Source organism: Curtobacterium sp. MCSS17_006 (assembly GCF_003234215.1).
GTDB lineage: Bacteria > Actinomycetota > Actinomycetes > Actinomycetales > Microbacteriaceae > Curtobacterium > Curtobacterium flaccumfaciens.
In genome coordinates, this window is record NZ_QKSO01000002.1 from 176,656 (window position 1) to 190,704 (window position 14,049).

Genomic DNA, 14,049 nt, shown 5'->3' on the forward strand with positions numbered 1-14,049 from the left:
CCTCGGGTACCTGGTCGTTCCGTGCGTACCTGGTGTGATCTTTCGACCCGGTACGCCCGATCTCGCCAGGTATGCCCGATCTCGCCAGGTAAGCCCGATGTGGCGCGGCACGCCCGATCCCGCACGGTGAAGCTCGGGTAGCTGGTCGTTCCGGGCGTACCTGGTGCGATCTTCCGACCAGGTACGCCCGATCTCGCCAGGTACGCCCGATCTCGCACGGTGGACCTCGGGTACCTGGTCGTTCCGGGCGTACCTGGTGCGATCTTCCGACCAGGTACGCCCGATCTCGCCAGGTACACCCGATCCCGCCCGCTCGCCACGCGCCCACGCGCCCACGCTCCACCCACCCACTCGCCACGCGACCGCGCCGACGCCCGGCGGACTGTCGGTCCCGACCCCGTAAGATCGAGCACATGGCTTCGACGACCGCGCGCGGGCGAGCGAAGCGGCAGGGGCGCCAGAAGACCGACGCCGAAGGCCGCATGTCGCTCGGGCAGCACCTCATCGAGCTGCGCAACCGTCTCTTCCGCGCAGTCGTGGCGATCGTCGTCGGTGCGATCGGCGGCTGGTTCCTCACCCCGTGGGTGCTCGACGCGCTCCGGGCACCGGTGACCGAGCTCGCCAAGGTCGGCGGTCACACGGCCGAGCTGAACTTCCCGATGATCACCGGGGCGTTCGACCTGAAGCTGCAGATCGCGATCACCATCGGCGTCGTCATCGCGAGCCCGGTCTGGCTGTACCAGATCTGGGCGTTCATCGTGCCCGCGCTCGTCCGGCGTGAGCGGCAGTACGTCTGGGGCTTCCTCGGCACCGCGATCCCGCTGTTCTTCGCCGGGTGCTACTTCGGGTGGTACATCCTGCCGCACGTGGTCGGCATCCTCGGCAGCTTCGTGTCGAGCCAGGACACCTCGATCGTCGATGCGAAGGCGTACTACGACTTCGTCATCAAGCTCATCGTCGCGGTGGGCATCGCCTTCGTGCTGCCGGTGTTCATCGTGCTGCTGAACTTCGTCGGGGTGCTGTCGGCCTCCGCGATCATCAAGAGCTGGCGCGTCGCGATCCTCTGCATCCTGGTGTTCTGCGCCATCGTCACCCCGAGCGCCGACGTCATCTCGATGTTCCTGCTGGCCATCCCGATGACCGTGCTGTACGTCGCGGCCTGCTTCATCGCGTGGATCCACGACCGCCGTCTGGCCAAGCGCCAGGCGAAGCTCGACGAGGAGTACGACCTGTGAGCGGCACGAGTGCGGCCGAGCGGTTCGCCGCGGCCAAGGTGCGCAACCGGTCCCGCAACCTCGAGCTGTTCCGGACTGACCTGCGGTTCGACCTCGACCCGTTCCAGTTCGCCGCGTGCGACTCGCTCGACCAGGGCCGCAGCGTCCTGGTCGCCGCTCCGACCGGAGCCGGCAAGACCATCGTGGCCGAGTTCGCCATCTGGCTCGCCATGCGCCAGCCGACGGCGAAGGTCTTCTACACGACGCCGATGAAGGCACTGAGCAACCAGAAGTACGCCGAGCTCGTCGACGTCTACGGCGAATCCGAGGTCGGGCTGCTCACCGGGGACACGAACGTGAACCCCCGCGCCCGCGTCGTCGTGATGACGACCGAGGTGCTCCGCAACATGATCTACGCCGACTCGGACCTCCTCGACGACCTCGCCTGGGTGGTCCTCGACGAGGTGCACTACCTCGCCGACCGGTTCCGCGGTGCCGTGTGGGAAGAGGTCATCCTGCACCTCCCGACCGAGGTCCGCCTGGTCTCGCTCAGCGCGACGGTGTCCAACGCCGAGGAGTTCGGCGACTGGCTGCAGACCGTCCGCGGCGACACCGACGTCATCGTCTCCGAAGACCGTCCGGTGCCGCTCGAGCAGCACGTCCTGGTCGGTTCGAAGATGGTCGACCTGTTCGACTCGAGCGGTGCCGCGGCGACGAACCGCGTGAACCCGGAACTGCTCCGCATGGTCGGCGGCGGTTCCCGCAGCGAGCGGAACGGCGGCGGCCACCGCGGCCGGCGCGGTCGTGGTGGCTACCCCGAGCGTCGCGGGCCCCGCACCGAGAAGGTGCACCGCGAGCAGATCGCGCACATGCTCGACGAGCGGATGCTCCTGCCCGCCATCTTCTTCGTGTTCAGCCGCAACGGCTGCGACCAGGGCGTCCGCAACGTCCTGCGCTCGGGCTTGTCCCTGACGACGGTGCAGGAGCGCAACGAGATCCGCGAGACGGCGGAGTACCACTGCCGCACCCTGCTCGACGAAGACCTGGCCGTCCTCGGTTACTGGGAGTGGCTCGAAGGGCTCGAGCGCGGGGTCGCCGCGCACCACGCCGGCCTGCTCCCCGCCTTCAAGGAGGTCGTCGAGAACCTCTTCCAGCGCAAGCTCCTGAAGGTCGTGTTCGCCACCGAGACCCTGGCGCTCGGCGTGAACATGCCGGCGCGCACCGTCGTGCTCGAGAAGCTCGAGAAGTTCAACGGCGAAGCCCGTGTGCCGATCACCCCGGGGGAGTACACGCAGCTCACCGGTCGTGCCGGCCGTCGTGGCATCGACGTCGAGGGGCACTCGGTCATCCAGTGGACCGACGGGCTCGACCCGCAGGCCGTCGCGTCGCTGGCCAGCCGTCGCACGTACCCGCTCAACTCGTCGTTCAAGCCGACCTACAACATGGCCGTCAACCTGATCGACCAGTTCGGTCGGCAGCGCACGCGCGAGGTCCTCGAGACGTCGTTCGCCCAGTTCCAGGCCGACCGGTCGGTGGTCGACCTCGCCCGCAAGGTCCGCTCGCAGCAGGAATCCCTCGACGGCTACCGCGAGGCGATGCAGTGCCACCTCGGCGACTTCACCGAGTACTCGGCGCTCCGTCGTGAGCTCTCCGACCTCGAGCGCACGAACGTGCCCGGCGGCCGCGAGGCATCGCACGGCGCCCGCCAGGAACGCCAGGCCGCGATCACGGCGGTCCGCCGCCAGCTGCAGCGCCACCCCTGCCACGCCTGCCCGGAGCGCGAGGCCCACGCCCGCTGGTCCGAGCGCTGGTGGAAGCTCAAGCGCGCCAACGACAAGCTCGTCCAGCAGATCCGGTCCCGCACGGGCGCCGTCGCCACGACGTTCGACCGTGTCACCGAGGTCCTGCTCGAGCTCGGCTACCTGGTGGACGCCGGCAACGGCGAAGCCACGGTGGCAGCGGGCGGCCGTCGCCTGCAGCGCATCTACGGCGACCGCGACCTGCTCGTCGCCGAGTGCCTCGAGGCGGGGGTCTGGAAGGACCTCACCCCGGCACAGCTCGCTGCCATGGCCGCGACGATCATCTACCAGCCCCGCCGCGAGGACGCGCCCGGCACCGAGCACGCCCTGCCCCGCGGTGCGTTCCGCCCCGCACTCGACGAGACTCTGACCATCTGGTCGCGCCTCGACGACATCGAGCGTGCGGCGCGCCTGGCCGGTTCGCAGCCGCCGACCCCGGCGATGGCGGTCGGCATGTTCCGCTGGGCCTCGGGCTCGGCCCTCGACGACGTCCTCCGCACCCTCGACCTGCCGGCCGGCGACTTCGTGCGCTGGTCGAAGCAGGTCATCGACCTGCTCGACCAGATCCGGAACGCCGGCGACGACGAACTCGCCCAGACCGCCCGACGGGCGACGGACGCGGTTCGCCGCGGCATCGTCGCCTACGCGGCGGTCTGACAGGAGGCCCGGTGCCGGTTCCGGAGACCAGTGTGCGCGGGCTGCCCGCTCGCGTCGGCCGCGGGGCGGTCGCGACCGGCCCGTTCGCCGCGTTGCCGCTGGGCACCGCGGTGCCGTTGGCCGTCATCGGCGGGATCCTCTTCGCCCTCGCGTTCCCGTCGCCCGGGTGGTGGTTCCTCGCCTACCCGGCACTCGCCTGCATGCTGCTCGCGGTGATGGGGCAGCGAGCGCGGCGTGCGGCGTGGATCGGCTACCTCGCCGGCGCGGCGTTCTGGATCCCCGCCATCTCGTGGGCCGGTCGCTACCTGGGCCCGGTCCCGTGGTTCGCACTCGGCCTGCTCGAAGCCGCGTTCTTCGCGCTCGGCAGCGTCGCCATCGCCCTGGCGTACCGCTGGGTCGCCCGAGTGGTGCCCTCGACCGCCGGACGCGTGTGGGGCCTCCCGGCCGTCGTCGCCGCACTCTGGACCGGACGCGAGTGGTTCTCGGGGAGCTGGCCGTACGGTGGTTTCGCCTGGGGGCGGGTCGGCCTGTCACAGTCGCAGGGGCCGTTCACGCACCTGGCCGCGTACGTCGGCGTCCTCGGGCTGACGTTCATCGTCGTGTACTGCGTCGCGGTCGTGGTGTCGCTTGCGCTCGTGGCACCCCGTGTGCCGGGCGGCACGCTCCGGCTGCCGGTGCGGGTGGCGACGGCGGGTCTGCTCGTCGCGGCGGTCCTGGCCGTGCCGGCGTGGCCGACGGCGGCGAGCGGCACGATCCGGGTCGAGGCGGTGCAGGGCAACGGTCCCGCAGGGTACTTCGACCGTGCGGAGCCCGGTGACGTCCTGGCGGCGCAGGTCGCGGCGACGGACGTGGACGCGAAGGGTGTGGACCTGGTCGTCTGGCCCGAGGCCGGTGCGGAGTACGACCCGCGTCAGCAGCCGGTCATCGCGTCCGCCCTCGACTCGGTGGTCGACTCGCTCGACGCTCCGATCGTCGCGGGTGCCATCACGCAGACCCCGTCGGGGGTACTGCACAACACGTCGTTCGTGTGGACCGCCGACGGCTGGCAGTCGTCCTACGACAAGAAGCGCCCGGTGCCGTTCGGCGAGTACGTGCCCGACCGCTGGTTCTACTCCAAGCTCGCGCCGTCGCTGATCGGCCTGCTGCAGCGCGACTACACGCCGGGGACGAAGCCGAACGTGCTCTCCGTCGCGGGCATCCGTGCCGGCATCTCGATCTGCTTCGACATCGTCGACGACGGGCTGACCGCCGACATGGTGCGCGGGGGAGCGCAGGTGATCCTCGCGCAGACGAACAACGCCGACTTCTCGGGCACCGACGAGAACCTGCAGCAGCTCGAGATCGCGCGGATGCGGGCCATCGAGACCGGCCGGTCGCTCGTGAACATCTCGACCGTCGGAGCGTCGCAGGTCATCGACCCGAGCGGGCGCACGATCGACCGGGTGCCGGAGTACACCGCGACGTCGATGGTGACCGACGTACCGCTCGGCACGTCCACCACCCCGGCGTCGATCCTGTCCGGCTCGATCACGCTCCTGCTCTCCCTCGGCGGGCTCCTCGTGCTCCTCGCCTGCGCGCCCTGGAGCCGTCGCACCCGCTCCTGATCGGGCCCGCCGCGCCCAGCCACTGGGAACGGACTGTGAATGCACCGGTACGGGATTGATGGGGCGTGGGACAGTGTTGTGGAGGGCAGACGAGCGAGAGGAGCACACACATGGCTGATCGGAGTCTCCGCGGCATGCGGCTCGGGAGTCAGAGTCTCCAGAGCGAAGAGGGCGTCGAGCTCTCAGATCGCAAGCGCGCGGTCTACCAGACGGATTCGGGTGAGACGTTCGACATCGTCTTCTCGGCCGATGCGGACGTCCCCCAGACCTGGTCGGAGCCGCGCTCCGGTCGCGAGGGCCGCCTGCTCGGCGACGACGGGATCCCCGTCGAGGTCGCCGAAGAGGACGTGAAGGCACCCCGTACCCACTGGGACATGCTGCTCGAGCGCCGCTCGCGCGAGGAACTCGAGGAGCTCCTCGAAGAGCGCCTGCAGGTCCTCCGCGCACGACGCGGCGCCTGACACCACCGAACACACGACGACGCCCGCCCCGGTTCCCCGGGGCGGGCGTCGTCGTTCGTTGGTGCCGGAGCGTCAGCGCCGACCGGAGCCGTCGCTGGTGCGGTGACCGGAGGCATCGTCGCCCGGCGTGGGCGGAGTGTCGGCGACCTGTTCAGCGGTCGCGTCGTCGGCCGCCGCGAGGTGTGCGTCGACACTGCGGTTCGACTCGGCCAGGCGTGCGTCGAGGTCGGACTCGGGAACGATGTCCGCGGCGGTGGCGTCCGCACGCGGCATCGTGGTGTCCGCGGCTGCGGTGTTCGCCAGGCTCTCGTTCGCGAGCTTGGAGATGCGGGACAGGAAGTCCGTGCCTCCAGCACCGCCGGCGACCGGACCAGCGCCGCCACCACGGCTGGCGCTGAAGCCCTTCGCGATGCCGGACAGTGCCTCGGTGAACTCGCTCGGGATCATCCAGAGCTTGTTCGACGTGCCCTCGGCGATCTTCGGCAGGGTCTGCAGGTATTGGTAGGACAGCAGCTTCTCGTCCGGGTCACCGGTGTGGATGGCCTCGAACACGGTCGCGATGGCCTGGGCTTCACCCTCGGCACGGAGCACCTGTGCCTTGGCGTCACCCTCGGCGGCCAGGATCGCTGCCTGTCGCTGTCCCTCGGCCTCGAGGATCTGGGACTGCTTGGTGCCCTCGGCCTGGAGGATCGCGGCACGTCGGCTGCGCTCAGCACGGAGCTGCTGCTCCATGGCGTCCTGGATGGACACGGGCGGCTCGATCGCCTTGAGCTCGACTCGGCCGACGCGGATGCCCCACTTGCCCGTGGCTTCGTCGAGGACGACGCGGAGCTGGCCGTTGATGTTGTCGCGGCTGGTCAGTGCCTCTTCGAGGTTCAGGCCACCGACGACGTTGCGGAGCGTGGTGGTGGTGAGCTGCTCGACGGCGCCGAGGTAGTTCGCGATCTCGTACGTCGCGGCGCGGGCGTCGGTCACCTGGAAGTAGACGACCGTGTCGATCGAGACCACCAGGTTGTCCTCGGTGATCACGGGCTGCGGCGGGAACGAGACGACCTGCTCACGCATGTCGAGCAGCGGCCGCAGGCGGTCGATGAACGGCACGAGGAGGTTCAAGCCCGGGTTGAGGGTCTTGTGGTACTTGCCGAGTCGTTCGACGACGCCCGCGGTGGCCTGCGGGACGATCCGGATCGCCTTCGCCAGGACGACGATCACGAAGATGACGACGACGAGGACGAGCACGAGCAGTGCGATCGTCCCCGGGGAGATGCTGGTCACGAGGTGGCCCTTTCTGCGAGGCGCACGACCGCGGTCGACCTCTCGATCGACTCGACGACCACGGGGGTCCCGAGTGGCGGTGTGCGGTCGACGGAGTCCGCGGCGAACCGTGCACTCCAGGTCTCGCCGTTGGCCAGGCGCACCTGACCAGGACTGGAGGAGGTGAAGGCGACCGCGACCGTGCCGGCGAGCCCGATGAGGCCCTCGACGTTGGTGCGGTGCGGGTCGGCGCCGCGGCCGAGCGCGACGAGCAGTCGCGGTCGGACGAGCGACAGCAGCACGAGGGCGGCCACCGCGGCGACGATGGCGGACAGCCACCACGGGGCGCCGAGCAGTGCGGCGATCAACCCGCCGGCGGCACCCGCCGCGAGCATGATGAAGATGAAGTCGAGGGTGAAGATCTCGACCACGCCCAGGAGCAACACCAGGCCGATCCAGACGGTGCTCTGGATCCAATCGATTCCGTTCACGCGATCTCCCTCCCTCGGTCGCGCGCGGCGGCTCGCTGCGTCGCGACAGCCGGTACAACTCCGTTCAACATATCAGGGCCGTCCGACGGTCGTGCAGGCGATTGGTAGGCTCGGTGCGCCCGACCGGCCGGAACCAGACCTGGAGAACACGACTGTGAGCAACCCCCTCGCCCCCGGATCCCTCACCGACAAGCGCGCCGTCGTCACCGGTTCGTCCCGTGGCATCGGCGCCGACACCGTCGGGTACCTCGCCGAGGCCGGTGCGAAGGTCGTCGTGAACTACCGCAACAAGGCCAAGCGCGCGGAGCAGATCGCCGAGAAGATCGTCGAGGCGGGCGGCTCCGCCCTGGCCGTCGGCGCCGACCTCACCGAGCACGACTCCGTGCAGACCCTCGTCGACACCGTCGTCCAGGAGTGGGGCGGCATCGACCTGCTCGTGCTCAACGCGTCGGGCGGAATGGAGTCCGGCGTCGGCGAGGACTACGCGCTCCGCCTGAACCGCGACGCCCAGGTCGACATGCTGCAGACCGCCGTGCCGCACATGCCCGCAGGGTCCCGTGTGGTGTTCGTCACGAGCCACCAGGCCCACTTCGTCGAGACCGCCGAGACGATGGACGAGTACGTCCCGGTCGCCAAGAGCAAGCGCGCCGGAGAACTCGCCCTCCGTGAGCTCATCCCGCAGCTCGAGGCCGCCGGTATCGAGTTCGTCGTCGTCTCCGGCGACATGATCGAGGGCACGATCACCGCGACGCTGCTGAACCGCCTGAACCCCGGCGCGATCGAGGGTCGTCGGCAGGAGGTCGGCAAGCTCTACAGCGTGTCCGAGTTCGCGGCCGAGATCGCCCTGGCCGCCGTCGAGCCGATCCCCGCCGACCACACCAAGCTGGTCGGCGACGTCAGCGGCTTCGTCGGCTAACGTCGGGCGGGTGACCGCCAAGCCCGGCCTGCGCCGCACCTCCCGCATCCTGCTGCTCGACCCCGAGGGCCGCGTGTTCCTGATGGACACGAATTCGCCCTCGTCGGACGGTGCCCACCGCTGGATCACGCCGGGTGGTGGGGTCGACCCGGGGGAGTCCCACCGCGACGCCGCGATCCGCGAGCTGCGCGAGGAGACCGGGATCGTCATCGACGAACCCGGCGAGCCGGTGTGGTCCTGGGACTTCACGGTCGAGTGGGACCTCGCCGACCACGACCGCGGGCACGCCGAGTTCTACGTCGTCCGCACGCCCGGCTTCGAGCTGTCGGACGCCGAGTGGACCGACGACGAGCGCGTCGACATCCTCGCCTCGCGGTGGTGGACCGCCGACGAGCTCGAGGCGACCGACGAGGAGTTCGAACCCGCCGAGCTGCCGGACCTGGTGCGCCGACACGGCGCCTGAACACCGCACCACGGCCTGACGGCCGACCCAGGACCGGACGGGAGGGCCGTGGCGGCCCCGCCACGGGCCTCCCGTCGGTACGCTGACCCGCATGCACACCGATCCGGTCGACGACGACCCCACGGGCGCCGACGCGCACCCTGCTGACCGGCACGACCGGATCCGGGTGCGCGGTGCCCGCGCGAACAACCTGCGCGACGTCGACGTGGACCTGCCGAAGCGGCGGCTCACGGTGTTCACCGGGGTCTCCGGCTCGGGCAAGAGCTCGCTCGTGTTCGGCACCGTCGCCGCCGAGTCGCAGCGGATGATCAACGAGACCTACAGCGCGTTCGTGCAGGGGTTCATGCCCTCGCTCGCGCGCCCGGACGTCGACCTGCTGGACGGCCTGACCACCGCGATCGTCGTCGACCAGGAGCGCATCGGCGCCGACCCGCGCTCCACCGTCGGCACCGCCACGGACGCGAACGCGATGCTGCGCGTGCTGTTCAGCCGACTCGGTCAGCCGCACATCGGGGGACCGAACGCGTTCTCGTTCAACCTCGCCACCGTGACGGCCGGGGGAGCGATCACGGTGCAGAAGGGTGCGGACGCGAAGGCCCAGAAGGTCTCGTTCACGCGGCTCGGCGGCATGTGCGCGGACTGCGAGGGCCGGGGGCTGGTGAACGACATCGACCTGACACAGCTGTTCGACGACACGAAGTCGCTCGGGGACGGCGCGCTCACGATCCCCGGGTACGGGACCGACGGGTGGAACGTGCGGCTGTACGCCGAGTCGGGCTACTTCGACCGGGACACCCCGATCCGCGACTTCACCGAGCAGGAGCGGCAGGACTTCCTGTACCGCGAGCCGACGAAGCAGAAGATCGCCGGCATCAACATGACCTACGAGGGGCTCGTGCACCGGGTCCGCCGCTCGTTCCTGCAGAAGGACCGCGAGGCGATGCAGCCGCACATCCGGGCGTTCGTCGACCGTGCAGTGACCTTCACGACGTGTCCGGCGTGCGACGGGACCCGGTTGAACGACACCGCCCGCTCGTCGAAGATCGCGGGCCGCAGCATCGCCGACGTCTGCGCGATGCAGATCACCGACGCCGTCGCCTGGCTGCGGGGCCTGGACGAACCGGGGGTCGGGCCGTTGCTCGAGGGACTCCGTGACCTGCTCGAGTCCTTCGTCGAGATCGGACTCGGCTACCTGTCGCTCGACCGCCCGACCGGCACGCTGTCCGGGGGAGAGGGGCAGCGCGTGAAGATGGTGAAGCACCTGGGCTCCTCGCTCAGCGACGTCACCTACGTCTTCGACGAGCCGAGCACGGGGCTGCACCCGCACGACATCGAGCGGATGAACGAGCTGCTCGTCCGGCTGCGCGACAAGGGCAACTCCGTCCTGGTCGTCGAGCACAAACCCGAGGTCATCGCGATCGCCGACCACGTCGTCGACCTCGGACCCGGTGCCGGTTCCGGCGGTGGGACGCTCTGCTACCAGGGGTCCGTCGACGGGCTGCGTGCCAGCGGGACCGTGACCGGTCGGCACCTGGACGACCGCGTGACCGTGAAGTCCGAGGTCCGTCGTCCGGACGGGGCGATCGAGATCCGCGGCGCTTCGGCCCACAACCTGCACGACGTCGACGTGGACGTCCCGACCGGGGTGCTCACCGTCGTCACGGGGGTCGCCGGCTCGGGCAAGAGCACGCTCATCCACGGATCGCTGGCCCGGCGCGACGACGTGGTCGCCATCGACCAGAGCGGGATCCGTGGGTCACGGCGGAGCAACCCGGCGACGTACACCGGCCTGCTCGAGCCGATCCGCAAGGCGTTCGCGAAGGCCAACGGCGTCAAGCCCGCACTGTTCAGCGCCAACTCCGAGGGCGCCTGCCCGGCGTGCAACGGTGCCGGTGTCGTGTACACCGACCTCGGCATGATGGCGGGCGTCGCGAGCCCCTGTGTCGAGTGCGACGGCAAGCGGTTCGACCAGTCCGTGCTCGGGTACCACCTGGGCGGGAAGGACATCAGCGAGGTCCTCGGCATGTCCGTCGCCGACGCGCTCGCGTTCTTCGCGGCGGGGGAGTCCGCACTGCCGGCGGCCCACACGATCCTCGCCCGGCTCGCAGACGTGGGGCTCGGCTACCTGGCGATCGGACAGCCGCTCACCACGTTGTCCGGGGGAGAGCGGCAGCGGCTCAAGCTCGCGACGCACCTCGGTGACCGGGGCGGCGTGGTGGTGCTCGACGAGCCGACCGCGGGCCTGCACCTGGCCGACGTCGACCAGTTGCTCGGCCTGCTCGACCGGCTCGTCGACGCCGGCCGGACGGTCGTCGTGATCGAGCACCACCAGGCCGTGATGGCGAACGCCGACTGGATCATCGACCTCGGGCCGGGGGCCGGGCACGACGGTGGACGGATCGTGTTCGAGGGGACGCCCGCTGAACTCGTGGCGGCGCGGTCGACGCTGACCGGGCAGCACCTGGCTGCGTACGTCGGAGCCTGAGCCGGGGGACAGACTCGGGCGGCGAATCTGGGCATGAGCCGTGTACGAGGACTACCGTACTGACCGACGCTCACGATCGGCTACCCGGCCTGGATCGGCGTCCTGACCAGAAGGAGCTCCACCATGTCCAACCCCGGCAACGCGCCCGCGACCAACAGCGGCAACGGAATCGCCGTCGGCTCGCTCGTCCTCGGCATCATCGGCGTCGTCTTTGCGTTCCTGTTCTCGATCGTCGGGCTCATCGCCGGCATCATCGGCCTGGTGCTCGGCTTCGTCGCGCGTCGGCGCGCGGTTGGCAGCCGTGGAATGGTGCTCGCCGGCATCGTCCTCAGCGTCATCGCCATCATCGTCGCGATCATCTTCATGATCATCGGCGCGGTCGTCGCGACGCAGATGATCAACAACTGACGTTCATCCGGGTCCTGCCCGCATCGTGAGCAGCAATGGTCGAGTCCAGCGGATGGACTCGACCATTGCTGCTCACCAAGCGTCTCGGGCGCCGAGCTTGCAGCTGTTCAGGAACGCGGGCGTACCGTCCGGCGCATGAGCTACAGCCAGCCTGACCCAGCCGAAGAGACCACCCAGAGCGAGTCGCCGGAGCAACCCGACACCGACCAGGACACCCTGGAAGAACAGGGCGGCGAGCCGGCGGCGCTCGAGATCGACGCCGACGACGTCCCGACGAAGCCCGCCGACTGACACCGTCGTCATCCAGTGAGCAGAAGAGGTCGAGTCCGTGCAGCGGACTCGACCTTTTCTGCTCACGAACCGTGTCAGTCGTTGCGCCGATAATGCATATTATGTCAACTCAGGCTTATGTCACTCAGGCGTTCCTGCCCTGCCCGCTCGGCTGACGGGACGCTCGACATCGCTTCCCTAGCGTGGACGCGTGCACGATCACCGAGATGACCAACGCCGCTCACGGACCGTGACGCCCCGGGTCCTGTTCGCCGTCGCCCTGTCCGCGTTCCTCGTGCTGATCGGGACGACACCTGCGTCGGCGCACGCAGCACTGACCTCGAGTGATCCGGCGGACGGCGCCACGGTGGCTGCCGACCTTGAGCGAGTGACACTCACCTTCAGCGAGGCGCCGCTTGCCGGGCTCGAAGCCGGTCTGCGCATCGAGGTCCGCGACGGCGGCGGCACCGACGAGTCCTCCGGAGCGGTGACCGTCGAGGGCACCACGATGTCGAAGGCGGTGTCGCTCTCCCCCGGCCCCCACACCGTCGTCTGGCGGTACGTCTCCCCCGACAGCCATCCCATCGAGGGGCAGCTCGCGTTCTCGGTGGAACCGGCCGCATCTCCGACCGTTCCACCCACGACGACGAGCCCGACGGCCGCGCCCACATCATCCTCGGAACCGTCGGCAGCGGCAGCGGCAGCGGGAGCCGCACCGAACACGGGTGCCGGAACGCACGCGCACGGCCACGGCGGCCCGGCACTCCTGTTCGGGGTCGTCGGGATCCTGGCAGTGCTCGTCATCGGTGCGGTCGTGCTCCGCATCCGCCAGGGCGCCGACGCGCGGACCGAGGGCTGACGGGACGCTCGAGCCTCAGAACACCGCCACGGTCATCCCCGACGACGTTGCCGGTCGGTCCATCGCGACGAGCGCCTCGGGCAGATCGTCGAAGCCGATCGTGCGGCCGATCGTCTGCTCAGGACGCAGTCGTCCGGCCACGATGGCGTCGAGCATCGCGCCGTACTCCCCGACCGCTGCGCCGTGGCTGCCGAGCAGTTCGAGTTCGTCCGCGATGACCCGGCCCATCGGGATCGCCGGAGCGGCTTCGTCGTCGAGGAGCAGCCCGACCTGCACGTGCCGGCCGCGCGGACGCAGGGATGCCACGGCGGCGACCGAGGTCGCACGGCTGCCGTAGGCGTCGAGCGAGACCTGCGCTCCGCCACCCGTGCGGGACCGGACCGTCGTGACGACATCGGCGTCCATCAGCACGGTGTCGGCGCCCAGGGCGGCGGCGCGTTCGAGTGCTGCCGCGGAGACGTCGACGGCGACGACGTGCGCGCCGGCGGCAACGGCGACCATGACCGCGGAGAGCCCGACTCCCCCGCAGCCGTAGACCACGACCCACTCCCCTGCGGCGACGCACCCTCGGGCGTGCAGGGCGTGGAACGCGGTGCCGAATCGGCAGCCGAGCGCCGCCGCCACCGCGAAGTCCACGGCATCGGGCAGCGCGACGAGGTTCAGGTCGGCGTGCGGGACGACCAGGGAGTCCGCGTACGAGCCCTGCAGGTCGAACCCGGGCTGCTGCTGGGCGGTGCACACCTGGGTGGCGCCGTCGAGGCACTCGGCGCAGGTCCCGCATGCGAACACGAACGGTGCCGTCACCCGGTCACCCACGGCGAAGCGCTGGACGCCCGTGCCGATCGACGCGACGACGCCGGCGAACTCGTGGCCGGGCACGTGCGGCAGCCGGACGGAGTCGTCGTGGCCCTTCCAGGCGTGCCAGTCACTGCGGCAGACGCCGGTGGCAGCCACCCGGACGACGACGCCGTGGTCGGGTGCGACCGGTTCCGGCAGGTCGACGATCGAGGGGACGGAACCGAACTGGTCGTACTGGACGGCGCGCATGCGGCCATCCTGACAGACGCCGGACGGCGGACGATCGCGACCGACCGCCCGGGGCGACCCGCGCGCCGGGGCCTCCACGGGCCTCCAGGCCGACGGCCGCCCGAGCGGTCCACCGCACGCT

13 protein-coding genes are annotated in these 14,049 nt (G+C 70.2%); 10 read left to right on the plus strand and 3 right to left on the minus strand.

Annotation, left to right across the window (positions count from 1 at the left end; translation table 11 throughout):
- The first annotated feature begins 482 nt into the window (after positions 1 to 482).
- The 4 genes from tatC to DEJ21_RS03050 all read left to right on the plus strand — a co-directional run bounded on the left by tatC (position 483) and on the right by DEJ21_RS03050 (position 5,735).
- Positions 483 to 1,235 carry a twin-arginine translocase subunit TatC gene (tatC, locus tag DEJ21_RS03035; RefSeq protein ID WP_110863923.1) on the plus strand — a complete coding sequence of 251 codons (753 nt, stop codon included), beginning with the start codon at positions 483 to 485 and terminating at the stop codon, positions 1,233 to 1,235.
- On the plus strand, positions 1,232 to 3,670 hold the full coding sequence (locus DEJ21_RS03040) for an RNA helicase (protein ID WP_071244709.1): 2,439 nt from the start codon (positions 1,232 to 1,234) through the stop codon (positions 3,668 to 3,670). The genes tatC and DEJ21_RS03040 overlap by 4 nt, the downstream gene beginning before the upstream one ends.
- Before the next feature lie 11 nt (positions 3,671 to 3,681).
- Complete coding sequence (gene lnt / locus DEJ21_RS03045; RefSeq protein WP_258374857.1) at positions 3,682 to 5,274, plus strand: apolipoprotein N-acyltransferase; 1,593 nt, start codon at positions 3,682 to 3,684, stop codon at positions 5,272 to 5,274.
- A gap of 110 nt (positions 5,275 to 5,384) precedes the next feature.
- Entirely contained in the window at positions 5,385 to 5,735 is a 351-nt protein-coding gene (locus DEJ21_RS03050) for an RNA polymerase-binding protein RbpA (protein WP_027465636.1), read from the plus strand.
- 72 nt (positions 5,736 to 5,807) lie between these two features.
- Here DEJ21_RS03050 and DEJ21_RS03055 read toward each other — a convergent pair whose 3' ends face one another.
- Entirely contained in the window at positions 5,808 to 7,001 is a 1,194-nt protein-coding gene (locus DEJ21_RS03055) for an SPFH domain-containing protein (RefSeq protein WP_336620268.1), read from the minus strand.
- A 5-nt stretch (positions 7,002 to 7,006) separates the two neighbouring features.
- On the minus strand, positions 7,007 to 7,480 hold the full coding sequence (locus tag DEJ21_RS03060) for an NfeD family protein (RefSeq protein ID WP_111223656.1): 474 nt from the start codon (positions 7,478 to 7,480) through the stop codon (positions 7,007 to 7,009).
- 154 nt (positions 7,481 to 7,634) lie between these two features.
- Here DEJ21_RS03060 and DEJ21_RS03065 point away from each other — a divergent pair, with 154 nt between their 5' ends.
- The 6 genes from DEJ21_RS03065 (at position 7,635) to DEJ21_RS03085 (ending at position 12,881) form a co-directional block, all read left to right on the plus strand.
- Entirely contained in the window at positions 7,635 to 8,396 is a 762-nt protein-coding gene (locus tag DEJ21_RS03065) for an SDR family oxidoreductase (RefSeq protein WP_111054243.1), read from the plus strand.
- Positions 8,397 to 8,406: 10 nt separating this feature from the next.
- The gene (locus DEJ21_RS03070) at positions 8,407 to 8,859 is read left to right on the plus strand and encodes an NUDIX hydrolase (protein ID WP_111024421.1); all 453 of its coding nucleotides are present in this window, start codon (positions 8,407 to 8,409) and stop codon (positions 8,857 to 8,859) included.
- 91 nt (positions 8,860 to 8,950) lie between these two features.
- Positions 8,951 to 11,344, plus strand: coding sequence for an excinuclease ABC subunit UvrA (locus DEJ21_RS03075; RefSeq protein ID WP_111223657.1), 2,394 nt, complete (start codon positions 8,951 to 8,953; stop codon positions 11,342 to 11,344).
- Positions 11,345 to 11,467: 123 nt separating this feature from the next.
- Positions 11,468 to 11,752, plus strand: a complete 285-nt coding sequence (locus DEJ21_RS03080) for a DUF4190 domain-containing protein (RefSeq protein ID WP_111223658.1) — start codon at positions 11,468 to 11,470, stop codon at positions 11,750 to 11,752.
- A gap of 135 nt (positions 11,753 to 11,887) precedes the next feature.
- Positions 11,888 to 12,043, plus strand: a complete 156-nt coding sequence (locus DEJ21_RS18100; RefSeq protein WP_163343611.1) for a hypothetical protein — start codon at positions 11,888 to 11,890, stop codon at positions 12,041 to 12,043.
- A 190-nt stretch (positions 12,044 to 12,233) separates the two neighbouring features.
- Entirely contained in the window at positions 12,234 to 12,881 is a 648-nt protein-coding gene (locus tag DEJ21_RS03085; RefSeq protein WP_111223659.1) for a copper resistance CopC family protein, read from the plus strand.
- Positions 12,882 to 12,896: 15 nt separating this feature from the next.
- Here DEJ21_RS03085 and DEJ21_RS03090 read toward each other — a convergent pair whose 3' ends face one another.
- Positions 12,897 to 13,928: an alcohol dehydrogenase catalytic domain-containing protein gene (locus tag DEJ21_RS03090; protein ID WP_111223660.1), complete on the minus strand. Its 1,032-nt coding sequence runs from the start codon at positions 13,926 to 13,928 to the stop codon at positions 12,897 to 12,899.
- Positions 13,929 to 14,049: the final 121 nt, after the last annotated feature.

Coding starts and splice junctions, on each gene's coding strand:
- tatC (WP_110863923.1), top strand. CDS start 483: ATGTCGCTCGGGCAGCACCTCATCGAGCTGCGCAACCGTCTCTTCCGC.
- DEJ21_RS03080 (WP_111223658.1), top strand. CDS start 11,468: ATGTCCAACCCCGGCAACGCGCCCGCGACCAACAGCGGCAACGGAATC.
- DEJ21_RS03050 (WP_027465636.1), top strand. CDS start 5,385: ATGGCTGATCGGAGTCTCCGCGGCATGCGGCTCGGGAGTCAGAGTCTC.
- DEJ21_RS03075 (WP_111223657.1), top strand. CDS start 8,951: ATGCACACCGATCCGGTCGACGACGACCCCACGGGCGCCGACGCGCAC.
- DEJ21_RS03090 (WP_111223660.1), bottom strand. CDS start 13,928: ATGCGCGCCGTCCAGTACGACCAGTTCGGTTCCGTCCCCTCGATCGTC.
- DEJ21_RS18100 (WP_163343611.1), top strand. CDS start 11,888: ATGAGCTACAGCCAGCCTGACCCAGCCGAAGAGACCACCCAGAGCGAG.